General features: G+C 30.1%; 11 protein-coding genes. 5 read left to right on the top strand and 6 right to left on the bottom strand.

Features of this window, described 5'->3' with window-relative positions:
• Positions 1-14 precede the first annotated feature (14 nt).
• On the top strand, positions 15-533 hold the full coding sequence (locus tag AC3EMB_RS04575; protein ID WP_000831576.1) for a hypothetical protein: 519 nt from the start codon (positions 15-17) through the stop codon (positions 531-533).
• Between the two features lie 54 nt (positions 534-587).
• Here the strand turns inward: AC3EMB_RS04575 and AC3EMB_RS04570 are convergent, their stop codons facing one another.
• Together AC3EMB_RS04570 and AC3EMB_RS04565 are read right to left on the bottom strand one after the other, a co-directional pair.
• Complete coding sequence (locus AC3EMB_RS04570; protein WP_488517507.1) at positions 588-1,136, bottom strand: NAD(P)H-dependent oxidoreductase; 549 nt, start codon at positions 1,134-1,136, stop codon at positions 588-590.
• 23 nt (positions 1,137-1,159) lie between these two features.
• On the bottom strand, positions 1,160-1,699 hold the full coding sequence (locus AC3EMB_RS04565; RefSeq protein ID WP_000511560.1) for an ester cyclase: 540 nt from the start codon (positions 1,697-1,699) through the stop codon (positions 1,160-1,162).
• A 169-nt stretch (positions 1,700-1,868) separates the two neighbouring features.
• Between AC3EMB_RS04565 and AC3EMB_RS04560 the strand changes: the two genes are divergently transcribed.
• A complete protein-coding gene (locus tag AC3EMB_RS04560; protein ID WP_001059470.1) occupies positions 1,869-2,207 on the top strand; it encodes a winged helix-turn-helix transcriptional regulator in 339 nt (112 codons plus the stop codon).
• 377 nt (positions 2,208-2,584) lie between these two features.
• Here the strand turns inward: AC3EMB_RS04560 and AC3EMB_RS04555 are convergent, their stop codons facing one another.
• The 3 genes from AC3EMB_RS04555 to AC3EMB_RS04545 form a co-directional block, all read right to left on the bottom strand.
• Complete coding sequence (locus AC3EMB_RS04555) at positions 2,585-4,006, bottom strand: AcpB/EbpR/MafR family transcriptional regulator (RefSeq protein ID WP_488517506.1); 1,422 nt, start codon at positions 4,004-4,006, stop codon at positions 2,585-2,587.
• Positions 4,007-5,011: 1,005 nt separating this feature from the next.
• The gene (locus tag AC3EMB_RS04550; RefSeq protein WP_016117237.1) at positions 5,012-5,470 is read right to left on the bottom strand and encodes a DUF4352 domain-containing protein; all 459 of its coding nucleotides are present in this window, start codon (positions 5,468-5,470) and stop codon (positions 5,012-5,014) included.
• A gap of 72 nt (positions 5,471-5,542) precedes the next feature.
• Positions 5,543-8,533 carry an Ig-like domain-containing protein gene (locus AC3EMB_RS04545; RefSeq protein ID WP_488517505.1) on the bottom strand — a complete coding sequence of 997 codons (2,991 nt, stop codon included), beginning with the start codon at positions 8,531-8,533 and terminating at the stop codon, positions 5,543-5,545.
• A gap of 683 nt (positions 8,534-9,216) precedes the next feature.
• Between AC3EMB_RS04545 and AC3EMB_RS04540 the strand changes: the two genes are divergently transcribed.
• The 3 genes from AC3EMB_RS04540 to AC3EMB_RS04530 all read left to right on the top strand — a co-directional run bounded on the left by AC3EMB_RS04540 (position 9,217) and on the right by AC3EMB_RS04530 (position 13,392).
• Positions 9,217-10,662, top strand: a complete 1,446-nt coding sequence (locus tag AC3EMB_RS04540) for a right-handed parallel beta-helix repeat-containing protein (RefSeq protein WP_488517504.1) — start codon at positions 9,217-9,219, stop codon at positions 10,660-10,662.
• Positions 10,663-11,047: 385 nt separating this feature from the next.
• Positions 11,048-12,286, top strand: coding sequence for a lipopolysaccharide biosynthesis protein (locus tag AC3EMB_RS04535; protein ID WP_488517503.1), 1,239 nt, complete (start codon positions 11,048-11,050; stop codon positions 12,284-12,286).
• Positions 12,286-13,392, top strand: a complete 1,107-nt coding sequence (locus tag AC3EMB_RS04530; protein WP_205171326.1) for a glycosyltransferase family 4 protein — start codon at positions 12,286-12,288, stop codon at positions 13,390-13,392. Before AC3EMB_RS04535 ends, AC3EMB_RS04530 begins: the two co-directional genes overlap by 1 nt.
• 374 nt (positions 13,393-13,766) lie before the next feature.
• On the opposite strand, the gene AC3EMB_RS04525 is transcribed toward AC3EMB_RS04530, so the two are convergent.
• Positions 13,767-15,074, bottom strand: a complete 1,308-nt coding sequence (locus AC3EMB_RS04525; protein WP_488517502.1) for a hypothetical protein — start codon at positions 15,072-15,074, stop codon at positions 13,767-13,769.
• Positions 15,075-15,299: the final 225 nt, after the last annotated feature.

Genomic DNA, 15,299 nt, shown 5'->3' with positions numbered 1-15,299 from the left:
AAAGGAGAAAAACCATGAAACGCACCCTAGAAAAAAGACTTTCTTATCTATACACAGGTGAGTTATTTTCAGTCATTACTTTTATTTTCACAAGTTACTTACTTAATTATGCTTATCCTACGTTACATTTATATTCCCTATATTCTTTTTGGGTCTCATTTCTTCTTTTAGAGTTTATCTTATTACAAGGAGTAATTTACTGGTACGTAAAGTGGAAACGACTAAAAAAAGAGAAAACATCTGTTACGCCCATTAGGATGATTCAATATTTAAAAATACTTAAAAAGATAAATATAGCATTCATTATTACGGGATTTATTACGTTTACTATTGATTTTATAATTTGGTATCCTCACTTACCTTTAGGTGGGCTATCATTCACTCTATTTATTTATATTTTTGCATTACTTGAGTACATTAACTATTATCATACTCAGCTTTCATACGATAACATCTCTGATATAAAACATTTAATCAAATCAAAAAAACTAAAACAGTCCTGTATAAGTAAAGATTTTCAACGTATTTCATAAACGAGAAGGTACTACATCCTTAGTAGTACCTTCTTCACATACAAATATAAACTATTATTTAATTACTTCATCTAAGTGATCTTTCAAGTTCAATAAATATTGCTCAATATCCGGATTCTTCACCACATCATAACAAGCAAAACTCTTTAATGGACTCATACCGAGAAACTTTTGCATGCGGTGTAAATGACTAAGCGCTGATTCTAAACTTTCTCCTTCAAAGAACTTCGTCTTATCTCCAAATGCTTTTTCAGGTGCATTCCAAGTTGTAGAGAACATATACTCTTTCTCTTTTAATAAACCACCTGTTCCGTATTCATCTGCACCTTTAAAGAACAAACCGTATTCATATACTTCATCCATATACGTTTTAAATAAGCCTGGAACACTAAACCAGTAAATTGGTGTTTGATAAATAACAACATCGGCCCATAAAAATTTATCCTGTTCTTCTTTAATATTGTAACCATCTTGAATCGTTGTTGTTTTCACATAATGATTCTCGCCTAATAGAGTAACCATATAATCTACTAACGTTTTATTTAATCGTCCTTCCTTTGTACCGTATTTTTCATGTCCATTTATAATAAATATATTTTTCATTACTTTTCTCTCCCCTATATAATCTACTCTTCAGCTATTAAGCCGAGTTGCTGCTGTAGTGTAAGATTATCTTCTAAATGCCAATCTTCCGTTATCTTTCCGTCTTTCACATGTAAAATATCAATTGCAAAAAAATTAATTTTCTTACCATTATGCGTTCCTGTAAAAGAAAGACGAGCTGTTACTTTATCACCAACAACTAATAAATCTTCAATCTCGCAATGTATATCAGGCACAACTTTACGAAAATTTTGCGCTGCAAACTTTAATCCTTCAATGCCTTGTGGTCGCCCTTTCGGCAATGTATTATCGAAGAAATCTTTAGTAACAGTCTGCGGAATAAGTTCCTCCTTACCTGTATCCCAAAATGCATAAAAACGCTGCGCCGCATGAACCATTTCTGTCGCTTCTTTTTTACTTAGTGAGGGATCAATTGTCATTGCTTTTGGCTTTGGCATTTCTTTTAATAACTGAACTTCAGTTTTTTGTTCCACACCACATGCTACAAGCACAATACAAATAACAAACAAACTCAGAAATCCAAATAACTTTTTTATCCCCATGGAAATCACCACCTCCTCATATAAATCCTTTATGTTTCGTATTGCTATTGTATATGCACTAACTTCATTTATGGAAGTAGTGATATTTTTTTCATATAGTTACCAAAAGTATAGTTTTGTGATACTATAAAGCAAATTCATCCAAAAAAATTTTATGGAGGCTTGTTCCATGAACAATATAGATCCAGTTGAATTAACGAAAGGTTTACCTGGCATACCTTGTCCTATCGCTAAAACGCTTGATGTAATTAGTACAAAATGGACGTTTTTAATCATTCGCGACCTTCTTATCGAAGGAACATTACGCTTTAGTGATTTACAAAAATCAATGGATGGTATTAGTCCAAAAACATTATCGCTTCGACTAAAAGAATTAGAGTCTCAAGGCATTATAACGAGAAAAGTATATCCAGAAGTTCCGCCTCGTGTAGAGTACACATTAACGGATAAAGGAAAGCAACTAGAGGGGATTTTTATTGAATTAAAACGGTTTGGATTAAGTTTATAAATAAAAAACACCACCTGAATATGCACACTTAGTATGCGAATTCAGGTAATGTCTTTTCATACACCACGATTCTGGTTCACTTCATTATATCGAGAGAGGAATTTTGGAGCTAAATAGGAATTAAATATCCTACTGAATTTCTTTTATTTATTGTCTTACATACGTTATTATTACATGAAAATAACATTTTAAATTCAATATTTTCTAACCTTATATACTGAAAATTATCTTCAATACCTTAAAAATCACATACAAATTTTCTATATCTCATAATTATGGATTGTAATACCCAATAGGTTTTATTCTGTAAGCAAATCTTTAAGAAATGTATATAAGTTAAACTTGATAGCAATGTGCTGCTTCCTTGCAAAAAAACCTTAATTAAAATTAAAGAGTGAATGGCTAATATATTCTATATCTTTTTGCTTGAAAGTTTGCGAAATAAACAACACAGGTACCTCAGAAGCGTAGCATTCATTATAATTTCTAATGATTAGATCATACTTTGTTGTATTATCTGGTTTTCTATGAATATTCACTGATGCTCCAAAGTTATCCTTTAATGTTGTATAAGCTAGTTTTTCGTATACTCCATCTCCTCTAAACATAAATAGTACATTTTTTTTAGGATACATAGAACAAAGAATATGCGTTACTAGTTGTGCCATACGACTTATCTCATATTCATTAAACTGATTACGATTTACAGTTTTATTCCATGTATCAACAGTATTATAGTTTGAATCATAAAGTTCTTGTAGTCTATTGGATAAATAATTAGGTGGAGTGAAAAAGTATTCTAAAGAAAAATCATATTGTTTAGCAAGATAAAGCTTATAAAATTCAACACATAATTCAAGCCTTAGATGTTCAGGGTCTATATTATGCCTTTCATTATTAGAAACCAGCATATCAATTAGATCTACAAAATACTTATAATGTTTTTTATTTCCTTCTTCAATATACTTAATAATCTCCTGCTTTTGCTGATCTTTACTATCTGAGAAGAGAAAGAAGAAGAGGTTTAATACATCTTTTTCTTCTTGTGATAATCTTACCATGCAATAACTCTCAATCTCAGAAATGATGTTATTAAAACAATTTGTTTGATCTGAAGTCAAAAAGATTGTAGGTTTAATTTTTTTATTTATAAGATTTTTACTAGTGATTCTATGCATTGAAACATATATCACTACATTTAATAGCAAAGAATCTATTTCTACTTCATAAAAATCAAGGTTTTTCTTTACTTGTCTCATTAACTCTTCAGGTAACGATATTATTTGTGCATATCGTTCTATATTAAAAAGCAAAGCCTTATAAAAATACCTTAGATGAATTTCTTCCCCCACTAATTTCATTGGACTAAATGTAAATTTTAAATTATTTTCACCCAAAACAGATTTATATTGTTTTAAATTGCTTTTCAATGTAGATTTATTGGTATATAAAATTTGACACCACTTCTCTAAAGAATAATAATTATTTCTAAATGTTTCGATACAAATTTTATACGTCATACTATCTTGTAAATAGAATTGAATAATTGAAGTAAGAGATTCCAATGGTGGCTTGTGCAAAGTGTATCCCTTTGTTTTCATTCCAATTATATCCCAGTTCTCAGGTAAATCATTTTTAAGCTCACTAATTTCATTTATAATAGTTCGATTCGAACAATTCAGTTGCTTAGCTAGATCCTTAGAAGTTAATGATATTTCTTCCACATTTAGTCTTTTGAGAATAGCAATTTTTCTGTACACAGATTTATCATGGATTAAACTTGTTACTAGCCTATTCATTGTAAACGCCCCTAAATATTTTTAGTAAAAAATGTATGTTTTACCAAAAAAAATAATTTTTCTATTGTTTTATAATAATACGGTATTAAACAAGAGGGTTAACTTGTTTTTATCCTTTAAGGAGAAATATTAGTTCTTCATAATAATGGTATTTATGAGAAAATAGTGAATTTCAATCATATATACCATTAAATTAGAATTAATATCATCTCATTTACAAGACTACCAATTTGAATTGCAAGTTATACATTATACTTTGAATAGTACTAGTCAATTATTTTCAAATAAAAATAGCGTCTACTAGTTATTTGTCAGAACTAAAAAACTCTACTTTTCACGTGCAGTATGTGCTGTTAGTCATTAAATGTTTCTTTGCGCTGAAAGTTTGTATATATTTTTTTCAATGTATGTTTTTCAACATGTGCTACTTTATAACCGCGTTCCCTACACTCAGATAAATGAAATATCTCTTCGCCTTTTGTTATTTTTTATCATCCATTTTTTTATTTTTTTAATCGAAAAAATTAATCACTATTTATTAATAATGGAAATAAGTTAATTTTTGTTCCCTACATCTTCGCAATAAATCTTTCGCTTTAAAACAAAACCTGCTTATTTACACGGTAAAATATGCATATATTATAACAAATAATTCCATGCTCATGGAATTATTTGTTAATATAATTTATGTATGGAATCATTCTCAGTACGACATATTTACTATATCTTATTTACAAACAACCAAACTTTAACTTTTAGTTTGATCAAAAGAACGAAATACACATCTAAAAAATGATTTTTATAATAAATTTAGCTTTATAAATACTTCTTCTCTCACCTAACTCCTTTGCTTTCTTTGAACTTTGAAACGAGAGCCTTACTTCTCTAAATTTTCGAGACAAAAAAGACGATTTCTGTTCAATACAGAAATCATCTTCTTAATGTAAATTTTAAGACACAATTTACATGACTTAACACTTATTTACTAACTATTTTGATTTTCTATTACTTCTCGTACTTAACTTCTCCAATTTCCCATTCTATTTTTTTATTACCATCTGGATTTTCAAAAACTAATTTACTAGGTTTTTCTTCTTCTATTTTATAATAACCTTTACCTTTCAATTCCTTACCAGGCTTAATTACATCTCCAAAATTATTTGGATATCCATAAAGTTCTAGGTTTTTTCCCTCTTCATCAAAAAGGCTAAAATCCCCAGCACCTATGCCTATTTCCTTATCTCCTGTATTTTGTATATTAAATGTGACTTCTACTACTTTTTTTACCTTCTTATTATCCATTGAGTTTCGTTTATCAGTATACACTGCTTTTTCGGGGTTAATTTTCAAATTATTCACTTCTTTAGCCTTATCAATCTCATTTTTTCCTTTTCCATTAGAACAACCTATTAATAGAACAGGTAATAACATACAGATTAATATTTGCATGCAAATCTTTTTCATATACTCTACCTCCATTTACAGCTAAAAGGAGTTAATAAATTTAACTCCTTCTAGCATTACGCTATAATTTTTTTATCTTGCTTTCACTATAATGCTAGTTGCTTTACCTTCTTTTCCTGAAGCAGTTACCGGAACAATTTTCAATTCCGTTCCTACTGGTGCTAAAGTTTTATCAAGATAGATTTTAAAAGTCTCACTATTAGCCTCAAGCGCACCATAACGGATAAATTTATCATTGATATATAACTTAATACCTTTTGTACCCTCTACATATTTTCCTGTTATATAAGTATCACCATAGAAAACTTGATTTACATCAGGTGCACCTAATTCTCCGACGTTATCTGTTTCTACTACTGTTTTTGCAGGATATCCATCAATATTATTTTCATCTACTGCTATTACTTTTATTTCGGCACCTTCTGCTGCTAATGTTTTTTCTTTATAGATCTTATATGTTCCGTCAGAGTTAATTGCACCATAACGAACAAACTTACCATCTACATATAATGCAACTCGTTTTGCTCTAGTATCAATTTTCCCTGTCACATAGTTGGTACTTACTTTCACTGGATCAATTGTTGGCGCTGGTAAACGTTCAAAATTTGCTTTTTCAATTTTAGCTGTATCTCCAGTACCTGCTCTACCATCCTTCGTTAGCGGTAATACTTTTATATTATTACCTTCAACACGATATGAACTATCAATAAATACTCGATAACTTCCATCTGGTTGAACTGCAGCATAACGAATAAATTTATCGTTAATGTAAAGAGCAACTTTTGCTGTTCCCTCCGTTGTTGTTCCTGTCACATACATATGAGACGTTGTTAAAGGCTTATTAATTTGAGCCTTTATATTTGCAACAGTTTCTGATACAATCACTTGACTTGGCTTACTTGTATTTCCTGCATTATCTGTTAGTGTTACCTTTATCACTGTTCCTGGCTTTTGCTTTGGAATTTCTACTGTGAAATTACCATTTTCATCTACTTTTCCTTTATACTTATTACCGCCAATTGCAACTGTTACTTTCGAGCCTACTTCACCTGTCCCGATTACTTTTGTATCAATATCTGTTACCCCTTTAACAGTTGGAGCATCTGGTGCTGTTGTATCTTTTACTGTTACTTTTGTTGGCTTACTTGTATTTCCTGCATCATCTGTTAACGTTACCGTTACTTCTGTTCCTGGCTTTTGTTTCGGGATTTCCACTGTGAAATTACCGTTTTCATCCACTTTTCCTTCATACTTATTACCGCCTGTTGTTACTGTTACTTTCGAGCCTACTTCACCTGTTCCAGTTACTTTTGTATCAACATCCGTTATTTCTTTAACAGTTGGAGCATCTGGTACTTTTACACCTTTTACTGTTACTTTTGTTGGTTTACTTGTATTTCCTGCATCATCTGTTAACGTTACCGTTACTTCTGTTCCTGGCTTTTGCTTTGGAATTTCTACTGTGAAATTACCGTTTTCATCCACTTTCCCTTCATACTTATTACCACCAGTTGTTACTGTTACTTTCGAGCCTACTTCACCTGTTCCAGTTACTTTTGTATCAACATCTGTTACTTCTTTAACAGTTGGAGCATCCGGTGCTGTTGTATCTTTTACCGTTACTTTTGTTGGCTTACTTGTATTTCCTGCATCATCTGTTACTGTTACCGTTACTTCTGTTCCTGGCTTTTGCTTTGGAATTTCTACTGTAAAATTACCGTTTTCATCCACTTTTCCTTCATACTTATTACCGCCAGTTGTTACTGTTACTTTCGAGCCTACTTCACCTGTTCCAGTTACTTTTGTATCAACATCCGTTATTTCTTTAACAGTTGGAGCATCTGGTACTTTTACACCTTTTACTGTTACTTTTGTTGGCTTACTTGTATTTCCTGCATCATCTGTTAACGTTACTGTTACTTCTGTTCCTGGCTTTTGTTTCGGGATTTCCACTATAAAATTACCGTTTCCATCCACTTTTCCTTCATACTTATTACCACCAGTTGTTACTGTTACTTTCGAGCCTACTTCGCCTGTCCCGGTTACTTTTGTATCAGCATCCGTTACTTCTTTAACAGTTGGAGCATCTGGTGCTGTTGTATCTTTTACTGTTACTTTTGTTGGTTCACTTGTAACTCCAATTTCATCCGTTAATGTTACTGAAATCTCTGTTCCTGGTTTCTGCTTTGGAATTTCCACTGTGAAATTACCATTTCCATCTACTTTTCCTTCATACTTATTACCACCAATTGTAATTTTTACCTTTGAGCCAGCTTCGCCTGTTCCAGTTACTTTTGTATTTTGATCCGTTACTTCATTCACTACCGGTTTTTTTATAGTACTATCAACGCCTGAGCCAATTTTTATAGTAGTACCCGCTTCTGAATTTTTAATTACAGCTGCATCAATTGCATTGCTTGACTTCTCTAAAGCATCCAATGTATAAGTGCCTTCTCTTAATGGCTTTTTCAGTGTTACTCTTGTTTCAATCTTCGCTGGGAGTATCCCTAGCAAATCCGCACTAACTAAGTTACTTGTAGTTATGTGTACCCTATTATCAACAAGAGGTACTTCAACCCATTTGCTACTTAATAAATTCTTTTTCTTATATTCAACCTTCGCAATGTAAGGTACTAATTTTGGATCATACATAATATGAGTCTCTTCTTCATTTAATAGTCCAAGTTGAGCTCCATACTTAATTGTATATATTGCATCAATTTGTTTCTCATTACCTTTAGTTAATCCTGCTTCCAGCTTCGCCCAACCAATAACCGAAACCTTTCCAACACCATGTTGTACATCGGCTGAGTTTGAAGTTTGTCCTTCTTGTTGCGCTGGTTGTTCTTCTACTTTTCCTTCTACTTGTTGTTCTTCTACTTGCGATTCTACTTTTTTCTCTTTTATTTGTTTATTCTCTAGTTCCCCTTGATTCACTTTTGAATTTGCATTTCTTTTTAGCTCTTCAGCGCTAGCTGGTACCCCACTAAGAGTAACAGAAGCAAGCGTTGAAAATGCAACTAAACTTGCCACATGCTTTTTCATTTTTTTGTTTTTCGTCATAAAATTACCTCCACAAATGTATTTAATTTCAAAAATTCTCCCTCAATTTAAATCAAGGAAAAATCAATGTTCTTATTAATCCCCTACTTAATTACTAACCCTAATAAAATATCAAAAGTCGGGGTTTTATTAGGTATACAACGTCGTAATGTGACTTATTCAAAGTATAACAAGCACTAAAAAAGGAAAATAATGCGTTTTTTCATCATATAATGTAAATTTCAAATCCCAATTGAATCTATCGATTACATTTTCCCTTCCTTATAAATCAATGGATTTTAGCATACTAAAAAGCGCATATGAAATAACATACGCGCTTTTCGGTATACACATTATCTAGAAAAATACGAAAACCCATCAATTTTATAAAGTAGTAAATATGTATTGAATGTTTTACAAATCAGATTGTTTCAAATGCAAAAACTATAGCAGTAAAATAAATAAAATCGTTTTTGCTGGGCTACCAATGATACAAAATGAAAATGCCATGAAGGCATTAGAACATTCTATTATCCATTGTACTGATTCTAAAATATGTTTTTCCTATTATATTGTCTTGTACACAATGAAATCTCTTCTCAAATAAAAGATCTACGATTATATTTTTCCACAGTTTGTGAAAAAACACATCCAACATTGATCCAATTACTAATATATTATTTTTTATAAGGATGGTGATTATATTGAAAACACTAATTAAAATAATTCCTAGATTCGTATTAATTATGCTATTGATTCTAGGGGGACGGAATATTGAAGCTTCATCTTTAAACACAAGCAATCTCCATATTTCAGAAAAACAAAATCCCACTTTTAAAACAGGGGATATTATTAAATTCAATGGGGAATATAACCTTTCTAACACTATATTAATTAACGAGTCTAACATTACTATTGATGGATTAAAAACTGATGGAACATTGTCAAAGCTAAAAATTAGTAAACAACTCCCTATTATAAAATTAGGTCAACATGTATCTAATATCACCATCAAAAATATAATATTAGAAGGAACTTTAGATACTAATAATCCTCAAATAAATTTTAATGAATCCGGTATTATGATCGATACCAAAGCTTCTGATATCAAAATCAATAATGTACAAATTAATAATTCCTCTGGATATGGTATATTTGCTGATTTAGCAAACAATATACATATTGATAAAACTAACATTAAAAACTTTGGATACGCTGGTTTTATGGGCTTCTCGGTAAAAAATGTAGAAATTTCAGATAGTATTATTGATGGAGCTCTCAGTTTTAATAAATCCAGTATCGGTAACTCTACTCTTGCGTATAATATTGCTTTTACTAGAAAATCCGATAACAATCTCAACAATTATCCTCGAAGCGAAAATTGTATTGTGAGGGACTCACTTATTATGAACAACAAATTTTGGGAAGGATTAGATACACATGGAGGTAAAAATATAACTTTCAAAAATAACAACATCAAAAATGTAACAAAGCCGATTGCCGCCGTACCTAGTGAAGTCGCGGGAGAAGATAAATTCGCTCCGCAAAAAGTAGAAATTATTAACAACACCATAGAATATGACAGTGTTGATTTTAGAGATATTGTTCAAAATGGAATAGTAGTCAGTGGTACTATAAAACCTAAGAGTACAACCAAAGAGTATGCAACTGGAATTATAAAAGACAATACCCTATCAGGATATGGAAATCGCTTTGCATTTAATGGGACTAACCTATTACAGACAGGCTCTATACTTATTCAAGCAACCGAAGAGATGCAAATATTAGATAATACTATATTCAAATCTAACTACCATGCAATTACACTATTCTATGATAATCAAAAGTTCCTTTTAGAAAATAACACTATAGATGGACTATATGTTGAAAAAGAAAGGGTTCCAAAAGGAAAATTCTATCCTACTCCATCTGGTATCTCCATTCGAAGCTTTTACAACTACGGTCACATAAACCATAATAAAATTTCTGGCAATAATAACGATCCTGATTTAAAAATAAGAGGCATCTCTTTAAGTACTACTGAAAACGTTCACGTAACTGCCAAAAATAATTATTTCGATCAATATATCTTACTCCCATACTATAAAATGCGCTTCGATACAAAAAATTCTCAATATGTAAGCATCTAATATTTAAAAATTAATAAAAATAAAACCGATTTAAAAAAATCGGTTTTATTTTATTATACGAGACACAAAATATCTGTAATATAAAATAGACTACCACCCAGAAATTCTTCACTATTATCTTCTAGCACTCTATCTGCAGCTTTATGTGTTGATGTTGCAACGTTATTCACTATTTCTATCAACTTCCCCAAAAGTTTATAGCTTAGGAAAGTACAAATAATAAAATAATACATTTAAATAGCGCCATAAGACCAACTACTATTTCACAGTAAGATGAAATAAATCACCTCGGGCTATGATAGCAATAAGATATAATAATAATTATCGCTATATAATTTTTTATTTCGAAATATAAATATTTAAAAATAAAGGTGATGAAACTAATTTGCAAAGTTCATTCGTAAAAAAAATCTTAATTCTAATGTCTGGGACTGCATTAGGACAAATAATAGTTTTTCTATCCTCACCAATTTTAACTAGACTGTACAGCCCAGAAGATTTTGGCGTATTGAATTTATATACTTCTATCCTATCTTTCTTACTGGTGTTGTGTTCTTTAAGGTATGAAATGGCAATCCCCATTGCAAAGAATGAAAGGGAAACTATTCATATAGTTTTTATTTCAATTATTATTCTTATCATTTTTAGTATTCTTACAACAGCTCTTATTGCTATAGTTAATATTTTTTATATAAACTTGCCAAAAATATTTTATATATTCCCATTCAGCTTATTTTTTATAGGCTTATATCAAATATTTCTTAACTGGTATATACGAAATTCTAATTTCAAACTTATTACCAGGACAAAATTATCCCAGAGTATAACATTAACAGTTTCAACCATAATAATGGGAATATTCAACCTAAAATCGAATGGACTTATAATTGGAGATACCATTGGAAAAAGTTCTGGTTCTCTCCTAATGTTTCGCAAGTTTATACAACAATTTTCTTTTGAAAACCTCAAACAGATTATCAAAAAGAATTCCCTTTTAGACACTATGAAAAAGTATAAAAATTATCCTTTAATAACCACTTGGAGTTCCTTATTAAATGTTGCAGGAATTTACCTTTCACCTGCTCTATTTACATTATTTTTTGACAGTACTACCGGTGGTTTTTTTTCCTTTGGACATAGAATTGTGGGAACTCCTATTTTATTAATTGGTCAATCAGTATCGCAAGTTTACATAAACATTTTTTCTAAAAACGAACATCCTTTTCACATATTTAAAAAAGTTGTGTTAGCACTAAGTGCTCTAAGTATACTTGTTGCAGGTACACTGTTTTTTTTCGGAGAGTATCTTTTCTCCGTTATTTTTGGATATAAATGGAAAACATCTGGAACATTTGTAGGTATCTTATCTTTTATGTATCTATTTTATATCATTACATTTCCAGTATCACAAACACTAAATTTATTAGGAAAACAATTTCTGCAATTACTGTGGGATTTTTCGAGGGTCATTTTTATAGTTTTATTATTCTCCAGTGTGCACAAATTTTCTTTATCCAATCTATTGACTTTAAAAATATATTCAATAGGCATGGGATTATTTTATTTAATACTACTCACTTTAATATATTATAACTTAAAAAAAGATACTAGGAGTGATATATAATGAAGCAAATAGCAATTTTAACTTCCGTACACTATGCTTTTGATACTAGAATTTTTTATCGTATTTCACAATCTTTAGTTAAGTACGGTTATAATGTGACGTTAATAGCGCCGATGGATGAAATAACCCCTATAACAAAAAACAACATAAATATACTCCCTGTAAAGAAACCAAAGAAAAGATTTACTCGCCTCTTCAAAACTACATGGCAAGTATATAAAAAAGCTTTAAAAATTGATGCAGATATATACCATTTTCACGATCCTGAATTAATTTTTGTTGGATACCTCTTAAACTTACATGGGAAAACAGTTATATATGATATTCATGAAAATGTATCTAAGCAAATTCTCAATAAGGATTGGGTCCCTCTAAAACGCCTTATTTCTTTAACATATACACTTATAGAGCGCCTTTTCATTAGAAAGTTTCATCTAGTACTTGCAGAAAAATCCTATGAACAAATATATTCTTATCACAAAAACAAAACAACTATACAAAATTTCCCGAATTTAGATATACTTCCAGATAGTATACAAATAAAAGAAAAAAATTCAATTGTTTATTTAGGTGGCATATCGAAGGAAAGAGGGATTGAAACTACCATTCATGCACTTGGAAAATTAAAACAAGAAGGCTATAAATTTCATTTTAAATGTATTGGTCCAATTAGTACACACTATCAAAGAACATTAGAACAATTATGTAATGAAAATAATATTACAGATAATGTTTCTTTTTTAGGTAGATTGCCCGCTGAAGATGCTTATGCAATTGTAAAAAAATCAAAAATAGGATTAGCTATTCTCCACCCAATTGAAAACTATCTTGAATCTTATCCTACTAAAGTTTTTGAATATATGGCTTTACGCACCCCATATATAACTTCAGACTTCGAACTTTATTCAGAATTAACCGCGGATACAAAAGCTGGTGTAACCATTAATCCTTTCGATAGTGAAGATTTAAAAGAAAAGCTTATTTTTTTATTAAATAATGAACCTGTATTAAAAAACATGGCTGAAAATGGCCGTTCATCTGTAGCAAAGAAGTACAATTGGGAGCAAGAAGAAAAAAAATTAATAAAACTATATAATCAATTATAGATAACAAAATCCTGTTCTATTTAAATAGAACAGGATTTTGTTATCTACTTAAGCACTCTTATATTGTTTATCAGTTTTATTATAATCCATCTCGTTATATGATCTCTTAATATATGTATTTAACATGCTATCTTTTTATAAATAACATCATTCCCTCTAATTATTTATGTAGCTACTATTATCATTCAAAACCTCTATAATATCTAATTGCGAAACACGTTCTTACTATACTGCCTCTATACTCTATTAATTTTATCGATAAAACTTTACTGACGAAATAAATTAAAAAGTGTTCATTTCTAAAACGAGAATAACACTCCTAAACTTTAAATTTTCTTAAATTAGACAATACATGCATAATCACTACTAAAAATTTAATTTCTATTTAACCTATTATCTTGTTCATCACGATCTCTAGGTAAAAAATATAAAATAATTAGATTCATTAACAAACCGTGCGTTAAAATTGTTGTTAATAAAGATGTATCTGTCAACGCCCAAATTGGCATCGCTATTATTAAACAAACTATAGAGATTTTTTTAAACTTTAAAGAGAGACAATTACATATATAAGATATAAATAGCAATAATAGTGAGATACTTATAATACCTGAAATACCAAAGTTGGCAAAACCATCTGCCCATAGATTTGCATTTGCTGAAGCTTTTTCATTTCCAAAATAACTTAAACCTATAGTAAATGCTGGTGTAACGACATATGGATCTTCAAAAACACCTTTAAATACACTATATGCATATACAGCTTTAGGATTAAACGAAAAAAATTCATAGTACATGCCTAATAATAATCCTGGTGTAACTATAAAGCGTCTCAAAAATAAAGAAGTCAGAATATCCGTAGACCTTGCAACATCTAAAATTAAAAAAAAGCATAACCCAACTGTAAGTACCCCTAAAAATCTAATACTGAAATTTTTACCATTTCTACTTAAACAGAGATACAGCAAAAATAATAGTGCTGTAGAAAACAGAACACTCTTATGACCTGATATAGAATAAATCATAAGTTGGCTAAAAAATCCTAATAGAACAAAAAATGGTTTCTTTTTCAATAAACCTAAAGATATAAGTGTAGGCCCTATACATTTTGTAAACCATGTTATAGCATATGTAGAAATCACATCTTTATTTTCTCTATATGAATATCGTAAATCGTATACTTCATCAAATCCTACCAAACGAATATGGAATCCAAATTTATGGACAATAACAATAAAAAAAATTAAAAATACACTGAAAAATATAAATAAAAAAGTTTTATACGGAACACCTATAATATTAATATTAATAATGGGAATTTTACGCACCAAAACTAGTCCTAACATCACTAGTGTTATCACTAAATAAATAGGTAAAATTGTTAAATCCCCTGCTTGAATGGAAGCTACAGAGTATAATGGAATATACATGCTCGGAATATATAGTATTGTAAAAAGAAACCAAAATATAAAATCAGAAGGTACTTTTACGCTAATAGGACCAAATATGACTACCAATAAAATTAATAATGTCGCAATCACTACATCTAAAACATGTGGTTTGGCAAATGTATATCCTAAATATGAATATGCCGGGGAAACAAAGTATATATATCCTATATTAATCACCAAAATATAAGATACAACTAATAAAAATAAAAGTGGCTTTCGTAAATCAAACATCTTTACCTCTCCATTAAGTTATTATATATGGATTACCAACCTTTTCCCTCACACATCATATTTGAGAGAATTTAATTACTAAGTATTTCTTTTGATACTTAATATGCATCAATTATTTATACTATATAAATACAAAAAGGTTTTACGTAAGGACAGATTCCCCTTAAATAATCTTTGAACTCTTAGAAGAGAACCTATCCCGTTATTCTATACAAGATTTAATAA

It is taken from the genome of Bacillus sp. LQ16, assembly GCF_057784645.1.
This window is presented reverse-complemented; position numbering and strand designations above follow the sequence as displayed.

Bases quoted from the DNA above. Each gene is read 5' to 3' on its own strand.
- AC3EMB_RS04565 (WP_000511560.1), bottom strand. From the start codon at position 1,699: ATGGGGATAAAAAAGTTATTTGGATTTCTGAGTTTGTTTGTTATTTGT.
- AC3EMB_RS04555 (WP_488517506.1), bottom strand. From the start codon at position 4,006: ATGAATAGGCTAGTAACAAGTTTAATCCATGATAAATCTGTGTACAGA.
- AC3EMB_RS04575 (WP_000831576.1), top strand. From the start codon at position 15: ATGAAACGCACCCTAGAAAAAAGACTTTCTTATCTATACACAGGTGAG.
- AC3EMB_RS04550 (WP_016117237.1), bottom strand. From the start codon at position 5,470: ATGAAAAAGATTTGCATGCAAATATTAATCTGTATGTTATTACCTGTT.
- AC3EMB_RS04530 (WP_205171326.1), top strand. From the start codon at position 12,286: ATGAAGCAAATAGCAATTTTAACTTCCGTACACTATGCTTTTGATACT.
- AC3EMB_RS04560 (WP_001059470.1), top strand. From the start codon at position 1,869: ATGAACAATATAGATCCAGTTGAATTAACGAAAGGTTTACCTGGCATA.
- AC3EMB_RS04545 (WP_488517505.1), bottom strand. From the start codon at position 8,533: ATGACGAAAAACAAAAAAATGAAAAAGCATGTGGCAAGTTTAGTTGCA.
- AC3EMB_RS04525 (WP_488517502.1), bottom strand. From the start codon at position 15,074: ATGTTTGATTTACGAAAGCCACTTTTATTTTTATTAGTTGTATCTTAT.
- AC3EMB_RS04570 (WP_488517507.1), bottom strand. From the start codon at position 1,136: ATGAAAAATATATTTATTATAAATGGACATGAAAAATACGGTACAAAG.